This is a genomic window from Amycolatopsis sp. NPDC004772 (genome assembly GCF_053601215.1).
This window is the reverse complement of the sequence record NZ_JBSGBK010000126.1, coordinates 1-17,174: the sequence shown is the minus strand read 5'-3', so window position 1 is coordinate 17,174 and position 17,174 is coordinate 1. Positions and strand designations below refer to the sequence as shown.

16 protein-coding genes and 1 pseudogene are annotated in these 17,174 nt (G+C 70.8%); 12 read left to right on the top strand and 5 right to left on the bottom strand.

Features of this window, described 5'->3' with window-relative positions:
- Positions 1-93: 93 nt before the first annotated feature.
- Positions 94-324, bottom strand: a pseudogene (locus ACWEF6_RS40170) (aspartate/glutamate racemase family protein); the annotation flags it as partial.
- Positions 321-1,742: an NCS1 family nucleobase:cation symporter-1 gene (locus tag ACWEF6_RS40165; protein ID WP_449687758.1), complete on the bottom strand. Its 1,422-nt coding sequence runs from the start codon at positions 1,740-1,742 to the stop codon at positions 321-323. The gene ACWEF6_RS40165 and the pseudogene ACWEF6_RS40170, both read right to left, overlap by 4 nt.
- A gap of 210 nt (positions 1,743-1,952) precedes the next feature.
- Between ACWEF6_RS40165 and ACWEF6_RS40160 the strand changes: the two genes are divergently transcribed.
- Positions 1,953-2,606: a GntR family transcriptional regulator gene (locus tag ACWEF6_RS40160; RefSeq protein WP_310971392.1), complete on the top strand. Its 654-nt coding sequence runs from the start codon at positions 1,953-1,955 to the stop codon at positions 2,604-2,606.
- 205 nt (positions 2,607-2,811) lie between these two features.
- On the top strand, positions 2,812-3,981 hold the full coding sequence (locus tag ACWEF6_RS40155; RefSeq protein ID WP_449687757.1) for an acyltransferase: 1,170 nt from the start codon (positions 2,812-2,814) through the stop codon (positions 3,979-3,981).
- Here the strand turns inward: ACWEF6_RS40155 and ACWEF6_RS40150 are convergent.
- On the bottom strand, positions 3,969-5,573 hold the full coding sequence (locus ACWEF6_RS40150) for an MFS transporter (protein ID WP_449687756.1): 1,605 nt from the start codon (positions 5,571-5,573) through the stop codon (positions 3,969-3,971). The two genes, ACWEF6_RS40155 and ACWEF6_RS40150, sit on opposite strands and share 13 nt — an antisense overlap.
- 79 nt (positions 5,574-5,652) lie before the next feature.
- On the opposite strand from ACWEF6_RS40150, the gene ACWEF6_RS40145 reads away from it, so the two are divergent.
- The 3 genes from ACWEF6_RS40145 (at position 5,653) to ACWEF6_RS40135 (ending at position 8,739) form a co-directional block, all read left to right on the top strand.
- The gene (locus ACWEF6_RS40145; RefSeq protein WP_449687755.1) at positions 5,653-6,234 is read left to right on the top strand and encodes a helix-turn-helix domain-containing protein; all 582 of its coding nucleotides are present in this window, start codon (positions 5,653-5,655) and stop codon (positions 6,232-6,234) included.
- Positions 6,235-6,412: 178 nt separating this feature from the next.
- A complete protein-coding gene (locus ACWEF6_RS40140) occupies positions 6,413-8,113 on the top strand; it encodes a CTP synthase (RefSeq protein ID WP_449687754.1) in 1,701 nt (566 codons plus the stop codon).
- Entirely contained in the window at positions 8,110-8,739 is a 630-nt protein-coding gene (locus ACWEF6_RS40135; protein ID WP_449687753.1) for an NUDIX domain-containing protein, read from the top strand. Before ACWEF6_RS40140 ends, ACWEF6_RS40135 begins: the two co-directional genes overlap by 4 nt.
- Positions 8,740-8,842: 103 nt before the next feature.
- On the opposite strand, the gene ACWEF6_RS40130 is transcribed toward ACWEF6_RS40135, so the two are convergent.
- The gene (locus tag ACWEF6_RS40130; protein ID WP_449687752.1) at positions 8,843-9,349 is read right to left on the bottom strand and encodes a DUF1707 domain-containing protein; all 507 of its coding nucleotides are present in this window, start codon (positions 9,347-9,349) and stop codon (positions 8,843-8,845) included.
- A 93-nt stretch (positions 9,350-9,442) separates the two neighbouring features.
- On the opposite strand from ACWEF6_RS40130, the gene xerD reads away from it, so the two are divergent.
- The 6 genes from xerD to ACWEF6_RS40100 all read left to right on the top strand — a co-directional run bounded on the left by xerD (position 9,443) and on the right by ACWEF6_RS40100 (position 14,360).
- Entirely contained in the window at positions 9,443-10,345 is a 903-nt protein-coding gene (xerD, locus tag ACWEF6_RS40125) for a site-specific tyrosine recombinase XerD (protein ID WP_449687759.1), read from the top strand.
- Positions 10,346-10,546: 201 nt separating this feature from the next.
- Positions 10,547-11,518, top strand: coding sequence for a ParA family protein (locus tag ACWEF6_RS40120; protein WP_449687751.1), 972 nt, complete (start codon positions 10,547-10,549; stop codon positions 11,516-11,518).
- The gene (locus tag ACWEF6_RS40115) at positions 11,515-11,925 is read left to right on the top strand and encodes a cobyrinic acid a,c-diamide synthase (protein WP_449687750.1); all 411 of its coding nucleotides are present in this window, start codon (positions 11,515-11,517) and stop codon (positions 11,923-11,925) included. Before ACWEF6_RS40120 ends, ACWEF6_RS40115 begins: the two co-directional genes overlap by 4 nt.
- The gene (locus tag ACWEF6_RS40110; protein WP_310971400.1) at positions 11,925-12,821 is read left to right on the top strand and encodes a segregation and condensation protein A; all 897 of its coding nucleotides are present in this window, start codon (positions 11,925-11,927) and stop codon (positions 12,819-12,821) included. The genes ACWEF6_RS40115 and ACWEF6_RS40110 overlap by 1 nt, the downstream gene beginning before the upstream one ends.
- Positions 12,818-13,621, top strand: coding sequence for an SMC-Scp complex subunit ScpB (gene scpB / locus ACWEF6_RS40105; RefSeq protein ID WP_449687749.1), 804 nt, complete (start codon positions 12,818-12,820; stop codon positions 13,619-13,621). The genes ACWEF6_RS40110 and scpB overlap by 4 nt, the downstream gene beginning before the upstream one ends.
- Positions 13,608-14,360, top strand: coding sequence for a pseudouridine synthase (locus ACWEF6_RS40100; RefSeq protein WP_449687748.1), 753 nt, complete (start codon positions 13,608-13,610; stop codon positions 14,358-14,360). The genes scpB and ACWEF6_RS40100 overlap by 14 nt, the downstream gene beginning before the upstream one ends.
- Here the strand turns inward: ACWEF6_RS40100 and ACWEF6_RS40095 are convergent.
- Positions 14,339-15,169 carry an SAM-dependent methyltransferase gene (locus ACWEF6_RS40095; RefSeq protein ID WP_449687747.1) on the bottom strand — a complete coding sequence of 277 codons (831 nt, stop codon included), beginning with the start codon at positions 15,167-15,169 and terminating at the stop codon, positions 14,339-14,341. The two genes, ACWEF6_RS40100 and ACWEF6_RS40095, sit on opposite strands and share 22 nt — an antisense overlap.
- Positions 15,170-15,236: 67 nt before the next feature.
- Here ACWEF6_RS40095 and ACWEF6_RS40090 point away from each other — a divergent pair, with 67 nt between their 5' ends.
- Complete coding sequence (locus ACWEF6_RS40090; RefSeq protein ID WP_449687746.1) at positions 15,237-17,078, top strand: Xaa-Pro dipeptidyl-peptidase; 1,842 nt, start codon at positions 15,237-15,239, stop codon at positions 17,076-17,078.
- Positions 17,079-17,174: the final 96 nt, after the last annotated feature.

Below are 17,174 nucleotides of genomic sequence, written 5' to 3'. Positions count from 1 at the left end.
CAAAACAACCAATAATTAATTTAATTATTTTTTTTTTTTTTTTTTGTGTTTTTGTGGTGGATGTTCTGCCTCGGGGGGGCGGGGCGGGCCCCCCCCCCCCCCCCCCCCCACGACGGCGTCGAACGGTTCGTCCAGGCCCCGCAACAGGTCCAGCACGGCCGCGGCGGACAGGAAGCTGTCCAGCCAGCCCTCGGCCGACTCCGGGCCCCAGCGCGGTGTCCTGGCGAGGATCTCGGTGCCGGGGCTCGCGGCCGCGCGGGCCCCGGCTTCGATCTCCTTGGTCATCGCCTCGGTGGTGTTGCAGTTGGTGACGACGATCCTCATCGATGCTTCCTCGACACCGCGTAGTACAGCGCCGCCGACGACGCCGTGCCGATGAACCACGAGTACGGCGCGGCCGGCGCGAAGTACGGCACCAGCGCGATCACCGCGGCCAGCGCGGCGGTCGGGAAGAACGTCACCAGGGCACGCGGGTTCACCCGCGGGTAGCTGCCACTGTCGACGAACAGCTGGGCGACGTCCACCTTGCCGCGCCGGATCAGGTAGTAGTCGACGATCATGATCCCGAACAGCGGGCCGAGGAACGCGCCGAGCCCGCCGAGGAAGTAGTTGACCACCGCCGGCGAGGAGTACAGCTTCCACGGCAGCACGCACAGGGCCGCGACCGCGCTGATCATCCCGCCGATGGTGAAGGTGATCCGCTTCGGCCAGATGTTGGCCAGGTCGTAGGCGGGGGAGACGAAGTTGGCGACGATGTTGACGCCCATCGTGGCGACGGCGAAGGTCAGCGCGCCGACGATGAGCACCGGCGTGTTGTGCACCTTGGCCAGCAGTTCGGCCGGGTCGGTGATCGCCTCGCCGAACACCTGCATGCTGCCCGCGGTGACGATCACCGACAGGAGCGCGAACGCCGTCGAGTTGATCGGCAGGCCCCAGAAGTTCCCGCGCTTCACCGTCTTCTGGTCCGGGGCGAAGCGGGAGAAGTCGCAGAAGTTGAGCATCAGCGTGCCGTAGGTGGCCAGGATGAGCCCGGCCGCGCCGAACCACTGCCGGATCTGCTCCCCGGTGGAGAGCTGTTTGGGGCTGCTGGTGAAGGAGATGTTCCAGTGCCCGGCGGCGAGGATCCAGACGGCGAGGGCGATCATCACGACCCAGATCGCCGGGCCGCACCAGTCCTGGAACTTGCGCACCGACTCCATGCCGCGGGTCAGGATCAGCGCCTGGACCGCCCACAGCGCGACGAAGCAGATCCAGCCGAGCGCGTGCAGGCCGAGAAACCCGTGCTCGGTCAGCGGTTTCAGGCCCGGGTCGATGGCCAGCACGAGCAGCGTGATGGCCACGCTCGCGAGGTAGGTCTGGATGCCGTACCAGAAGATCGCGATGATCGCGCGGATCAGCGCGGGTAGGTTCGCGCCGAAGGTGCCGAAGCTGATCCGCGCCACGACGGGGAACGGGACGCCGGTGCGCTGGCCGATCCGGCCCATCAGGTTCATGCCGACGTAGATGATGATGAACCCGAACAGCAGGGCGGTGAACACCTGCCAGGCCGACAGCCCGAGCACGAACAGGCCGGCCGCGAAGGTGTAGTTGCCGAGGTTGTGCACGTCGGACATCCATAGCGCGAAGATGTCGTAGACCTTCCACCGGCGTTCCTTCGCGGGGGCGAGGTCCTCGTTCCAGAGCCGCGGGTCGGGTGGCGTCGGTGTCTCTTGTGAAGGTTCGGTGAGCGGGGCGGCGGTCATGCGGGCCCTCCGATCTACGTATCTTTCGGGGGTTCCGGGTGGCGGAGCCCCCGGCTGGGGCGAAGCCCCGTCTGACACAGTGCGGGGACGGCGATTTGGGATACCAAACTTTGGAATCCCAAATATCACCCCGGCGTCCGCCCGAGTCAACCCTCCGGCCGATAAACTCGTGTTACGGCCGGTTACGGCGGTGTTGAAGGAGGGGGCGCGGTGAACGAGCGGCAACCCCTCGCGGCCACCCGGCAGCGGGTGCGCGAGGAGCTGCGCGAACGGATCCTGACCGGCCGGCTCCGCCCGGGCGACAGGCTGGTCGAGCGCGAACTGGCCGAAGACCTCGGCGTGTCGAGGGTGCCGGTGCGCGAGGCCATCCGCAGCCTGGAGGCCGAGGGGTTCCTCGTCGTCCAGTCGCCGCGGCGGGTGGTCGTCCGGCAGCTGGCGCGGGTCGACGTCGAGGAGCTGTTCGACGTCCGCGAGGCCCTCGAAGGCCTGGCCGCCGGGCTGGCGGCGGCTCGTGCGGGTGCGGCGGAGCTCAAGCGCCTCGACCGCGTCCTCGCCGACGCCGCCCGCGCCACGGCTCGCGGCGACGCGGCCCGGATCACCGTGCTGAACTCGCGCTTCCACGACGAGATCGTCGCCATCGCGGGCAACGCGCTGCTCTCCACCATGCTGCAGCCCCTGGAGGGCCGGCTTCGCTGGCTCACGAGCCAGAACGAGCACTGGGCCGAGCTGCTCGACGAGCACCGCCGGCTGTACGAGGCGATCGCGTCCGGGGACGCGGAGCGGGCGAAGGCGTCCGCGATCGAACACGTGCGGGTCAACCGGGAAGTCACCCTGCGGTCGCTCTTTCCGCAGGTCACAGCTTGATGACGAAGGTCACGCTGCGTACCAGGCAGCTCACCCATTAACATGATCGCGGAACCTTCGCTCCTTGAGCCGAAGTGGCATATCCGACACCCCGCGAGGCCCCGGCCAACAGGCGCTTCCCAGCGGCTTCATGGGAAATTCACAGAATGGGTGGCAAGTCTGACAACGTGAACCACGCCGACGACGGTGCCGGATCGGCGGCACGATGACGACTGCCCAGGCCACGCTCGAGGCCCCCGCCCGCGCCACGAGACCGGGCGGCAAAGCGCCCTACCTCCACCAGATCGACCTCTTCCGGTTGATCACGTTCGCCTGCGTCATCCTCATCCACGTGGTGGGCGCGACGAACTTCGCGCAGGACGTCGGCGCCAACGCCGTCGAGACACCGCTGCACTTCACCCGCGAGGCCTTCTTCGCGCTCACCGGGTTCGTGCTGGTGTTCCAGAACCGCCGCCGCGAGTTCACCGCGGGCGACTTCTGGCGACGGCGGCTCCCGCTGGTCGCGACGCCCTACCTGGCGTGGTCGATGTTCTTCTGGGCGTACGGCCTGGTGACCGGCGAACAGCAGCCGGGCTCGCTCGAGGCGTCGATGCGCCTGCTGCTCGAGGACCTGCTCACCGGCGGGGCCTGGTACCACCTGTACTTCCTGCTGGTGACGATGCAGGCCTACCTGCTGTTCCCGCTGCTGATGAAGCTGCTGCGAGCGACCGAGGGCAAGCACAAGTGGCTGCTGCTCGGCAGTGGCCTGGTGCAGGTCGGCGTCACGCTGTTCATGACCTACCAGCCGCTCGGCGTGAGCTACGAGACGATCACCCACCTCTACGGCACGATCCTGCCGTACCAGTTCTACACGCTGTTCGGCGCCGTGGTGGCCATGCACTTCGAAACCGTGCACGCCTGGGCGGGCCGGCACCGGCTGCTGCTCGGCGGCGCGCTCGTCGCGGTGCTGGCGGGCACCGAGTGGTTCTACTTCCACACCGTCCACAATGGAACCTTCCCGCAGGTGGCCAGCGACCCGTTCCAGCCGTACCTGATCCCGTGGTTCCTCACGGTGATCGCGGCGATCTACGCGTTCGCGACGCGGTGGGCGGCGCGCCGCCGGGAGGGCAGCCGCGGGGCCCGGGTGGTCTCGTGGGCGGCGAACCGGTCGTTCAGCATCTTCCTGGTGCACCCGCTCGCGCTGGCGCTGCTCGGGCCGGCGATCCCGCATGTCGCGGAGCGGTTCGGGGCGCCGTGGCTGAGCGTCATCATCTACCTGGCGACGATCGTCCTGACCGTGCTGATCGTCGAGGCCCTGCGGCGGCTGCCCGGCAGCCGGGCCCTCACCGGGCGCCCGCGGCTGCGCCCGGCGAAGGTGCCGGCTCAGGTGTCCTGACCACGAGCGCCGGCGGTGACCGCCTCGGCGGGGTCGGTCTCGTCCGCGACCGGGGTCTTCCCGGGGCCGAAGAAGGCGATGTAGAGCAGTAGGGCGCCCATGATGGCGGCGCCGGCCCACATCGCCTGCTGCCAGCCGTCGACGAAGGACTGGTGGGCGGCGCGGAGCAGGTCCGGTGCGTGCGGGCCGGCGCTGTCCGCCGCCTCGACGGCGTTGGCGACGCCCGCCCGGGCGGCGTCCGCGGCTTCCCGGGAGATGCCCTGCAGCCGTCCGTCGATGGCGCTGCGGTAGCCGGCGGACACGAGCGCGCCGAGCAGGGCGACGCCGAGTGCGGTGCCGAGCTCGCGGGTGACGTCGTTGAGGGCGGACGCGACACCCTGCTTCTCGCGCGGCAGGGAGGCGGTGATGGCCTCGGTGGACGGGGTCATCGACAGCCCCATGCCGGCGCCCATGGCGAGTAGGCCGGGCAGGACGGAGAGGTAGCCGCCGCCGACGGAGACGAACAGCGCCATGAGCGCCATGCCGACGCCGGCCAGTGCGACGCCCACGACCATGGTCGAGCGTGCGCCGATCCCGGCGGCCAGCTTGGCGGCCAGGCCGGAGGCGATCATCATCGCGAGCGCCATCGGCATCATCGCGGCCGTCGACAGCAGGCCCGGCCAGCCGAGCACGGCCTGGAAGAACGGGAAGAGGACCACGCCGATGCCCGCCTGGACCCCGAAGACCACCAGCAGGGTGAGCGAGCCGCCCGACAGCCCGCGCTCCCGGAACAGGCGCACGTCCAGCAGCGAGGCGTCGCGGCGGCGCAGCTCCCAGGCCACGAAGCCGACGGCGGCGACGAGACCGGCGGTCAGGCTGATCAGAGTCGCGGGCGCGGTCCAGCCGCGTTCGGGGCCCTCCTGCAGGACGAAGATGAGGCCGGTCACGGCGATCGCGGAGACGAGGGCGCCGACGGTGTCGAACCGGTGGGCCGAGGTCTCGCGGGAGTCGGGCACCGACTGCACCGTCATGGCCAGCGCCACCAGGATCAACGCCACCGGCAGGGCGAACAGCCAGCGCCAGTCGGCGACGTCGACGAGGAGCGCGGCGAGGAACATGCCCAGGATGCCGCCGCCCCCGGCGACGCCGGTCCACACGCCGATCGCCTTGCCGCGCTGCGCCTCGGGGAAGGTGGAGGTGATGACGGCCAGCGTGATCGGCATGATCATCGCGGCCCCGATCCCGCCCGCCACGCGCGCGGCGAGCAGCACCTCCGCGGTCGGGGCCAGGGCGGCGACCACGGTGGCGACGCCGAACACGCCGAGCCCGGCGACGAGCACGGGCTTGCGGCCCAGCCGGTCACCCAGGGCGCCGAGCGGCAGCAGCAGCGCGGCCAGGGCGAGGGTGTAGCTGTTGATGATCCACAGGACCGTGCTCTGGGAAGCGTCGAACTCCACGGCCAGGTGGGTCTGCGCGACGTTCAGCCCGGTCGCCGAGGCGATCACCGCCATCAGGGCGATCGAGACGGTGATCAGGATCGAGCGCAGCCGGCGCGCATCGGGGGCGCCCCCGCCGCCGGTCTGGGTGGTCGGTACGGGCTGGTTCGTGCTCATGGGTTCCTCTCGAAACGGGCCTGTCGGAGCTGTCCACGACGTTAAGCGCGACTTGCTGCGGAGGCATACGCTCTTGCGTATGACGCAAGAAGATGGCGACCTGGACAGCCTCGTGCGCAAACGCATCCGCGCCCTGCGGGTGGCGCAGGGCTGGTCCCTGGACGAACTGGCCTCCCGTGCCCACCTCAGCCAGTCCTCGCTGAGCCGCATCGAGAACGGTCAGCGCCGCCTCGCGCTGGACCAGCTGGTCACCCTCGCCCGCGCCCTGGACACCACCCTGGACCAGCTCGTGGAGACGGCCACCGACGACGTCGTCACGAGTCCGACGATCGACGGCGCCCACGGCCGGATGCGCTGGACCGTCAAGGCCGATCCCGGGATGAGCGTGGTGCGCCAGCGCATGACCGAACCGCCCCCGGAGAACCCGGCCCGCATGCGCGCCCACCCGGGCCGCGAATGGCTCGTCGTCCTGTCCGGCACGGCGACCCTGATGCTCGGCCACCGCCGCTTCCGCCTCGAGACCAACCAGGCCGCCGAATTCCCCACGATGCTGCCGCACGCGATCGGCGCCGAGGGCGGGCCGTGCGAGATCTTGGGCATCTTCGACCGGGACGCCCGCCGTGGCCACCAGAACGACGACGCCCAGGGTGGTCCCGGCTGAGCGCGTGCACCTCGGCCGACGTCTTCGAATCCGGCGCACCGTCCACGGCGGACGGCTCGCCGGCCGGGTCCCGCAGGCCGATCCCCGTGGTCACCCGTGCGGGTGGCGGGCGTCATATCCGGCGTCCCGGGCATGTCACAGCGCGCGGATCCGCGGCAGTGGGATATGCTGGCGGCCCGTGGGACTTCAGTCACGGGCAACCAAGTACGTCTTTGTCACCGGAGGCGTCGCCTCCTCTCTGGGTAAGGGACTCACGGCTTCCAGCCTCGGTCAGCTCCTTACCGCGCGCGGGCTTCGCGTCACGATGCAGAAGCTCGACCCCTATCTCAACGTCGACCCCGGGACGATGAACCCGTTCCAGCACGGTGAGGTGTTCGTCACCGACGACGGCGCCGAGACCGACCTCGACATCGGGCACTACGAGCGGTTCCTCGACCGCGACCTCGACGGCAAGGCCAACGTCACCACCGGCCAGGTCTACTCCGAGGTGATCGCCAAGGAGCGCCGCGGCGAGTACCTCGGCGACACCGTGCAGGTCATCCCGCACATCACCGACGAGATCAAGGCGCGGATCACCGCGGCCGCCGGGCCCGACGAGACCGGCCAGGCGCCGGACGTCGTCATCACCGAGGTCGGCGGCACGGTCGGCGACATCGAGTCCCTGCCGTTCCTGGAGGCCTGCCGCCAGGTCCGCCACGACGTCGGCCGCGACCATTGCTTCTTCCTGCACGTCTCGCTGGTGCCGTACCTGGCGCCCTCGGGTGAACTGAAGACGAAGCCGACCCAGCACTCGGTCGCCGCGCTGCGCAACATCGGTATCCAGCCCGACGCGCTGGTCTGCCGGGCCGACCGGGAGATCCCGGAGGACCTCAAGCGCAAGATCGGCCTGATGTGCGACGTCGACACCGAGGCCGTCATCGCCTGCCCGGACGCGCGGTCCATCTACGACATCCCGAAGGTGCTGCACGGCGAGGCGCTCGACGCCTACGTCGTCCGCCGCCTCGGCCTGCCGTTCCGCGACGTCGACTGGACGGTGTGGGGCGACCTGCTCGACCGCGTGCACAACCCGAGCGAGATCGTGCGGATCGCCGTCGTCGGCAAGTACATCGACCTGCCGGACGCCTACCTGTCGGTCACCGAGGCCCTGCGTGCGGGCGGGTTCGCCCACCGTGCCAAGGTCGAGATCGTCTGGGTCGCCTCCGACGACGCGCAGACCGCGTCCGGCGCCGCCTCCGTGCTGTCCGATGTGGACGGTGTGCTGATCCCGGGCGGGTTCGGCATCCGCGGCATCGAGGGCAAGGTCGGCGCGATCGAGTACGCCCGCACCCGCGGTGTCCCGCTGCTCGGCCTGTGCCTCGGCCTGCAGTGCATGGTCATCGAGGCCGCCCGGCACCTGGCCGGCATCACCGACGCCGGGTCGTCGGAGTTCGACGAGAACACCAAGCACCCGGTGATCTCGACCATGGCCGACCAGCGCGACGTCGTCGCGGGGGAGCGGGACATGGGCGGCACCATGCGCCTGGGCGCCTACCCGGCGAAGCTCAAGGCGGGTTCGCAGGTCGCGAAGGCCTACGGCAGCACCGAGGTCTCCGAGCGGCACCGGCACCGCTACGAGGTCAACAACGCCTACCGCAAGCAGCTCTCGGACGCGGGGCTCGTGTTCTCCGGCACCTCGCCGGACGACCACCTGGTCGAGTTCGTCGAGCTGCCCGCCGACAAGCACCCGTTCTTCGTCGGCACGCAGGCCCACCCCGAGCTCAAGAGCCGCCCGACCCGGCCGCACCCGCTGTTCAGCGCGTTCGTCAAGGCCGTGGTGGACCGCAAGGTCGCCGAGCGGCTGCCGGTCGAGCTGCCCGAAGCTCCGGTGGCGGCCCGGTGACCGCGCCGGGCGAGCACGAGTTCAGCGTCGCCTCCAGCCGGGACGTCCACATCGGACGCGTCGTCGGCCTGCGGATCGACGACGTCGTGATGCCGGGCGGTGACACCGCGGTCCGCGAGGTGATCGAACACCTCGGCGCGGTGGCGATCGTCGCACTGGACGAGGAGCAGCAGGTCACGCTGATCCACCAGTACCGGCACCCGATCGGGCACCGGCTGTGGGAGCTGCCCGCGGGCCTGATCGACCACCTCGGCGAGGACCCGGTCGGCACGGCCAAGCGCGAGCTCGTCGAAGAGGTCGGCCTGGCCGCGGACGACTGGGTGACCCTGGTCGACGTCGCCGCGTCGCCCGGCTTCACCGACGAGGTCGTGCGGGTCTTCCTGGCCCGCGGACTGTCCGAAGTGGACCGTGAGGTGCTCGGCGAGGAGGAAGCGGACCTGGTCATCCGCAAGTTCCCGCTCGCCGAGGCCGTGCGGATGGCCCTGGCGGGCGAGCTGGTCAACGGCGCCACGGTGTCCGGGGTGCTGGCCGCGCACGCGGTCCTCACCGGCGCCGCGCCGTCCCGCCCGGCGGACGCGCCGTGGGAGGACCGCCCGACGGCGTTCGCCAAGCGCAAGCAGTCCTGACCGCCGGCCCCAAGCGCCCCAATGTGGCGTTGGGTGCGTTGGACGCACCGAACGCCACATTGGGTGCGTTGGACGCACCGAACGCCACATTGGGGCGCATCGGTCAGGGGCGCAGCTGGCGGCCTTCGGCGTCCGTGCCGCCGTTGACCAGCAGCATGATGCCGTCGATGATCGGCCAGAACACGCCGACGCCGGTGCAGAAGGTGGCGAAGAGCTGGGCGATGCCCAGGCCGGTCTGGCCGGTGTAGAACCGGCCGACACCGAAGGGCAGCACGATCTGCAGCACCCCGGCCACCGTCTTCGACCGGTGCGAGTAGACGACGGGCGGCGGCCCGTAAGGCATCGCCATGGGCATCGAGGGTGGCGGCGCGTACACCTGCTGCGTCGGCATCGGCATGGTGCCCGGGGGCGGCCCGAAGAAGCCGGGGTGCGGGTGCGGCAGGTCGCGGAACAGCGGCCGCAGCTCGCCCAGGGTCGTCGCCGCGTAGGCGTCGGTCACGCGCGTCTCGTACTCGTCCGGGGTGATGCGGCCCATGCCGAAGTGATCGGCGAGCAGCCTCGCTGCTTCCTCGCGCTCGGCCGTGCCGATGCGCAGCTCCTCGGACCCCATGGATCCACGGTAACCGAACGGGGTTTCTGCCGGGTCACGAGCGCCCGGCGGCCTAAGGTGACGACCGTGGCAGCCCCGGGCAGCACGGACGGCGTGATCGCCGCGTACCTCGACCACCTGGTCGTCGAACGCGGGACCGCGCGCAACACCCTGGACAGCTACGCCCGTGACCTGCGCCGGTACGCCGCGCACCTGGACGGGCTGGGCGTCGCGAAGATCGCCGACGTCACCTCCGCGCACGTCACGGCCTTCGGCGCCGCGCTGCGCGAAGGCGACGACGAGCACCAGCCCCTGGCCGCGTCGTCGGCCGCCCGGGCCCTGGTCGCCGTGCGGGGCCTGCACAAGTTCGCGCACGCCGAAGGGCTCACCGAGCACAACCCGGCCCGCGAGGTCCGGCCGCCGACGCCGGCGAAGCGGCTGCCCAAGGCGTTGCCGGTCGACGACGTGCTGCGGCTGCTCGAGACCCCACCGCCCGACGGCGAGCGCCCGCTGCGCGACCGCGCGCTGCTGGAGGTGCTCTACTCCACCGGCGCCCGGATCTCCGAGGCGGTCGGCCTGGACATCGACGACGTCGACGCCGCCGAGCGCACCGTGCTGCTCGACGGCAAGGGCGGCAAGCAGCGGCTGGTGCCGATCGGCCGTCCCGCGCTCGCCGCGCTGCACGCCTACACCGTCCGCGCCCGCCCGGCGCTCGCCGCGCACGGCCGGGGCACGGCGGCGCTGTTCCTCAACGCCCGCGGCAGCCGGCTGTCGCGGCAGAGCGCGTGGCAGGTCCTCAAGGACACCGCCGAACGGGCGGGCATCAAGGCCGCGGTTTCGCCGCACACGCTCCGCCACTCCTTCGCCACGCACCTGCTCGAAGGCGGCGCGGACGTCCGCGTCGTCCAAGAACTCCTCGGCCACGCGTCGGTGACGACGACCCAGGTGTACACGCTGGTCACGGTCAACACCCTGCGCGAGGTCTACGCGACCGCGCACCCGCGGGCACTGGGCTAGACGGCCCTATCCATCCATGCCCCCACCGCCGCCCTCAACGGAGGCGCTGCGCGCCGCTGTGTCTTTCAAGCGAAGGGCCTTCGTAGCCTGCACCGACGGTCGAGTGACATTGCCCCGTCGAGTCCGGCGCGTTGCTTTGCCGGGGCTCCGACTCCGCGCATAGGCTGCGGCGGACGCTGACGAACAAGGAGCTTTCGCGCCATGTCGACACCGAACCAGCCGGCCGTCCCGGCCGAGTCCGCCGGGTCGGCGGCGGCGAACCTCAGCCAGGTCACCATCGCGACACCCGCCGACCACGACGGCGACGATTCCGCCGAGCGCAACGGCAAGAAGGTGAAGCTCGAGGGCATCGGGCCGACCGGCCGTCCGATCCGCGAGCACCCCGATCCGGCGCCGCTGGACAAGCACGGCCCGGCCAAGATCATGGCGATGTGCAACCAGAAGGGCGGCGTCGGCAAGACGACGTCGACCATCAACCTGGGTGCCGCCCTCGCCGAGTACGGGCGGCGGGTGCTGCTCGTCGACTTCGACCCGCAGGGCGCGCTCGCCGTCGGTCTCGGCATCCAGCCGCACGAGCTGGACCAGACGGTCTACAACGCCATCATGGAGCGCTCGGTCAGCGCCACCGACGTGCTGATGAAAACCCGCGTCGACGGCGTTGACCTGCTGCCGAGCAACATCGACCTGTCCGCGGCGGAGGTCCAGCTCGTCGCCGAGGTAGGGCGCGAGCACACGTTGTTACGGGTCCTTCGTCCGGTCATGAACGACTACGACTATGTTCTTGTCGACTGCCAGCCCTCGCTCGGCCTGCTCACGGTGAACGCGCTGACCGCCGCGGACGGCGTGATCATCCCGCTGGAGTGCGAGTTCTTCAGTCTGCGAGGCGTCGCCCTCCTGATCGACACCATCGAGAAGGTGCAGGAACGCCTCAACCCCAAACTGGACATCGTCGGGATTCTCGCCACCATGTACGACCCGAGAACCCTGCATTCGAAGGAGGTCATGGCTCGCGTGGTGGAGGCATTCGGCGAGACCGTGTTCGACACGGTCATCAACCGCACCGTGCGGTTCCCCGAGACGACGGTCGCGGGTGAGCCGATCACGACCTGGGCGCCCAAGTCGGCCGGCGCGGCGGCGTACCGCCAGCTGGCCCGCGAGGTGATCGCTCGGTGAGCAGGCGCGCCTCCCTGCCCGGAGCGTCGGAACTCTTCAGGATCACCTCCAGTCCCGCCCTCGATCTCCCTCCCCAGGCACCGCCCGAGCCGGTCGAGGAGCCCCAGCCGAAGCCTTCGGGCAACGGCCGGGCCGACCAGCTCGCCCGCAGCGCGGCCCCGCACGGCTCCGGCCGGACCAAGCACGACGCGAAGATCACCGTGTACGTCTCCGGCGACGAGCTGGTGGCCATGGAGCAGGCCCGCTTGACGCTGCGCGCGAAGCACGACCTGGTCGTCGACCGCGGCCGGCTGGTCCGCGAGGCCGTGGCGGTGCTGCTGGCCGACTTCGACCAGAACGGCGACGAATCGGTGCTGGTCCAGCGGCTGCGGGTGGTCGGATCAGACGGCGGCGAAACCGAGGGCTGATGGACGAGCCGGAACCGGCTCCGGAGGTCCCCGAAGAGCACCAGACCGTGCACGGCGGGATGATCCCCGAAGGCGTCAACACCGAAGAGCTGAGCACGTCGAAGTTCAAGGTGCGGCTGGCCAACTTCGAGGGACCGTTCGACCTGCTGCTGCAGCTGATCTCGCAGCACCAGCTCGACGTCACCGAAGTGGCGCTGCACCAGGTCACCGACGACTTCATCGCGTACACGCGCGCGCTGGGGACCGACTGGAACCTCGACGAGACCACGGAGTTCCTGGTCATCGCGGCCACGCTCCTGGACCTGAAGGCGGCGCGGCTGCTGCCCGCGGCCGAGGTCGAGAGCGAGGACGACCTGGCGCTGCTGGAGGCCCGCGACCTGCTGTTCGCGCGGGTGCTGCAGTACCGCGCGTACAAGCAGGTGGCGGCGCTGTTCGGCGAGCTGGAGCAGGGCGCGCTGCGGCGGTACCCGCGGTCGGTGGCCCTGGAGGAGCGGTTCGTCGGGCTGCTGCCCGAGGTGATGCTGGGCGTGACGCCGCAGAAGTTCGCCGACATCGCGGTGGCGGTGTTCCGCCCGAAGCCGCCGCCGACGGTGTCGATCGCGCACATCCACATGGGCCGCATCTCGGTGCGCGAGCACGCGGCGATCCTGCGGGTGATGCTGGCCGAACGCGGGCAGGCGACGTTCGGCGAGCTGGTCGACGACTGCGACCACACGGTGGAGATCGTGGCGCGCTTCCTGGCGCTGCTGGAGCTCTACCGCGAGGCGACGGTCCAGTTCGAGCAGAGCGAGGCCCTGGCCGAGCTGCACGTCCGCTGGACGGGCGGCTCGAAGGAAGAAGCCTCCGCGGCGGCCGAGCTGGACCGCGCGTTCGGAGACGAAGAGGAGTACGGGTGAGCCCGGAGAACGACGAAGTGGCCGAAGCCCCACAGCCGCCGGCGGCCGAAGAACCCGAACCGGCCGCGGCCGAGCTCGCGCTCGACGAGGCACTGTCCGGCGAGCCGGTGACCGAAGACGGCGAGCCGGTCGAACCCCTCGTGGCGGAAGAAGCCGAGCCCGCGCCCGCGGAGCCCGAAGCCGCCGCCGAGCCTGATCCGGCCGATCCGGAATCCGATCTGGTCGCCGCCGGTGACGCCGACTCCATGCCGGACGTCACCTCCGACGAGGACCTCGAAGCCGCCCTCGAGGCGCTGCTGCTCATCGTCGACTCGCCGGCCAGCGAAGAGCTCCTCGCCGATACCCTCGGCCAGCCCAAGGCGCGGATCGTCGTCGCGCTGCGGACCATGGCGCAGAAGTTCACCGACCGGACGTCCGGGATCGACCTGCGGCGCGTCGGCGAAGGGTGGCGGTTCTACACTAGGGACGTCTATGCCCCGTTCGTGGAGAAGCTCCTGCTGGACGGCCAGCGGTCGAAGCTGACCCGGGCCGCGCTGGAGAGCCTCGCCGTGATCGCGTACCGGCAGCCGGTGACCCGCGCGCGGGTGGCCGCGGTGCGCGGCGTGAACGTGGACGGCGTGATCCGGACGCTGCTCGCGCGCGGCCTCATCGAAGAGATGGGGACCGATCCCGAGACGACCGGCACGCTGTACGTGACGACCGAGCTGTTCCTGGAGCGACTGGGGCTGTCGTCACTGAACGACCTCCCCGCCATCGCTCCGTTGCTACCCGAAGTGGACACCATCGATGACATCCAGTGAACACCCCGACGGCGTCCGGCTGCAGAAGGTGCTGTCGCAAGCCGGGGTCGCCTCCCGGCGCGCGGCGGAGGACCTGATCGTCGCCGGCCGGGTCGAGGTGGACGGCGAGGTCGTCACCGAGCTGGGCCGCCGCGTCGACCCGGACAACGCGATCATCCACGTCGACGGCACCCGGGTGAACCTGCGCGACGACCTCGTCTACCTCGCCCTGAACAAGCCCAAGGGCGTGCACTCGACGATGTCGGACGACCGCGGCCGCCCCTGCGTCGGCGACTACCTGCGCGGCCGCTACGAGGAGACGCCCGGCGTCGTGCACGTCGGACGGCTCGACGAGAACACCGAGGGCCTGCTGCTGCTCACCAACGACGGCGACCTCGGGCACCGGCTGATGCACCCGTCGTACCGGGTGCTCAAGACCTACCTCGCCGAGGTCGACGGCCTCGTGCCGCGCGGGCTCGGCAAGGAGCTGCGGCGCGGCTGGGAACTGCCGGACGGCATCGTCAAGGTCGACCAGTTCCGCGTGAAGGACATGCACTCCGGCAAGTCGCTGGTCGAGCTCGTGATCCACGAGGGCAAGAAGCACATCGTGCGCCGCTTGCTCAAGGACACCGGGCACCCGGTGCTGAAGCTGGTGCGCACCGCCGTCGGCGACGTCCAGCTCGGCAACCAGCGCGTCGGCTCGATCCGCCGGCTGACCAAGACCGAGGTCGGCGCGCTTTACCGCAACGTCGAGCTCTGATATTCGGCGGTCACGAACCCGTCCAGGGTCTCGTCGCCCGGACGGTCGTACTTCGCGGCCAGTTCGGCGTGGGAGACGACGGCCGGCTCCCAGCCGTGGCCGCGCAGCCACTCCGGCGCCGCACCGCCGAGGCCGCCTTGCCACAGCCGGGTGACGCGCTCGGCGCCCGGGGTCGCCTTGGCCCGGGCGAGCAGGCCGTCCCGCGTCTCGGCGGACCGGTGCTCGAACGACACCCGGCTGCCCGGCGCGGACAGCTCGGTCACGGTCGAGAGCAGCGCTTCGGCGTCTTCGCGGGACAGGTAGACCAGGAGGCCCTCGGCCAGCCAGGCGGTGGGAACGCTCGCGTCGAACCCGGCCGTCCGCAGCGCATCGGCCCAGTCGTCGCGCAGGTCGGCCGGGACCACGACGCGCTCGCACGACGGTTCGGCGCCCCGGGCGGCCAGCACCTCGTCCTTGAAGGCGAGGACCTCGGGCAGGTCGAGCTCGAACAACCGCACTCCCGGCGGCCAGGCGAGCCGGAACGCGCGGGCGTCGAGGCCCGCGGCGAGCACCACGACCTGCGAGCACCCGGCGGCCAGCAGGTAGTCGTCGTAGAACCGGGTGCGGATCGCCACCTGCCGGGCGAAGATCGCGCCGAGGCCGCCCTCCGGGGTTTCGCCCGGCGCGACGGGCAGCAGGGCGCTGCCCGCAGCGTGGAACGCGGCCGCGTACGGATCGTCGAACAGGCGATCCGGGCGGCGGCTTTCGTACGCGCGCAGGGCGGCGACACCGACGGCGGTGACGCTCACGGCGGGCAGGGACTCCGTCATGATTTCCAACGTACGCCCGACTTTCCGCCGTGGTGGGCGGTCGCGGTCACTCGCTAGCGTGACGGGTATGCGACTCGGAGTGGTGTGCGGGGTGCTCGCGGTGCTCCTGTCCGGTGCGGTGGTGCCCGCCGCCGCGGCCACGCAGGGGAGCGAGCCGGTCTACGACTACGCGAAGGCGATCCGCGAAACCGTCTGGGTCGACATCGGCCGCGACGGCGACGGGGACGGCCGCTCCGACCGCGTCGCCGCCGACATCGTCCGGCCGGGTGAAGCGACCTCACGCGTTCCGGTGATCATGGACGCCAGCCCGTACTACTCGTGCTGCGGCCGCGGCAACGAGAGCGAGCTGAAGTCCTACGACAGCGCCGGGAAGCCGGTGAAGTTCCCGCTGTTCTACGACAACTACTTCGTCCCGCGCGGGTACGCGATCGTGCTGGTCGACCTGGCCGGGACGAACCGCTCGGCCGGCTGCGCGGACGTCGGCGGCGCGTCGGACGTCGACTCCGCGCGCAAGGTCGTCGACTGGCTGAACGGCCGCGCGACCGGCTACAGCGCGAAGACCGGCGGCAGTACGGTGCCGGCGAGCTGGAGCACCGGGAACGTCGGGATGATCGGCAAGTCCTACGACGGCACGATCGCCAACGGCGTCGCGGCGACCGGGGTGGCGGGCTTGAAGACGATCGTCCCGATCTCGGCGATCAGCTCCTGGTACGACTACTACCGCTCGGACGGCGCGACCTTCGGCTTCAACCCGGACGGGCTCGCGCGCACGGTCGAAGCGCGCAACGGCGGGCAGAACTGCTCGGCGCAGAACCAGGTGCTGGCCTCCGGCGCCACCGCGAACGGCGACTACGGGCCGCTCTGGGCGGACCGTGACTACGTCCGGCGGGCGGGCAGCGTGCGGGCGAGCGTGCTGCTGTCCCACGGCGTCAACGACCTCAACGTCAAGACCATCCACTTCGGACAGTGGTGGGCCGGGCTGAAGGTCGAGAAGAAGATCTGGCTGTCGCAGACCGGGCACGTCGACCCGTTCGACTACCGGCGCGCGGACTGGGTCGACCTGCTGCACCGGTGGTTCGACCACTACCTGCTGGGGATCGACAACGGCGTCCAGAACGGGCCGCAGGCCAGCGTCGAGCGGCAGCCGGACCAGTGGGCGGACCAGAGCGCGTACCCGGCGGCCGGCGCGGTGGCGACGACGCTGCGGCCGGGGGCGTCCGGCACGCTGGGCACTTCCCCGTCGTCCGGGACGGCGTCGTTCACCGACAACCCGAGCCTGGGCGAGGACACCTGGGTGACGAACCCGGGCAGCGCGGCGGTGACGTACTCGACCGGGGCGCTGACGTCCGACGTGCAGGTGTCGGGGACGACTTCGGTGACGGTGACGGCGACGCCGAGCACGTCGTCGGCGCGGGTGTCGGCGCTGCTGGTGGACCTCGGCGCGGCGACGATCCGCAACTTCGCGGGGAGCGGCGAGGGGATCAAGACCGGAAGCTCCGAGAACTGCTGGGGCTCGTCGTCCGCCGGTGACGACGCCTGCTACCGGATCGCTTCCGCGGACGTGAAGAAGGTGAACTACACGATCCTCAGCCGCGGCTGGGCGGACCTGGCGAACTACGCGTCCCTTTCGCAGGAACGGCCGCTGACCCCGGGCACGGCGTACACGATGACGTTCCGGCTGGCCTCGACGGACCACATCGTGCCGCGCGGGCACGCGCTGGCGTTGATCATCGGCGGCACGGACGGCAGTTTCATCCGCGGACCCGCCCAGCCGGGCCGGGTGACACTGGACCTGGCCCGGACGTCGGCTTCGGTCCCGCTGGCCGGCTCGATCCCGGCGGCGACCACCCACCAGGCCGCTGCGGGCGGCGAGCACGTGCCGTCGGCGGACCGGGCCGACCTGCGCTAGTTGTGATGTCCAGGGAGGTTGGTCAGCCGGGTGACCGGCGGTTTGCCGCCGGTTGAGCTGTGGGGTCGGTGATGATTGTAGAAGTGCAGCCAGCCC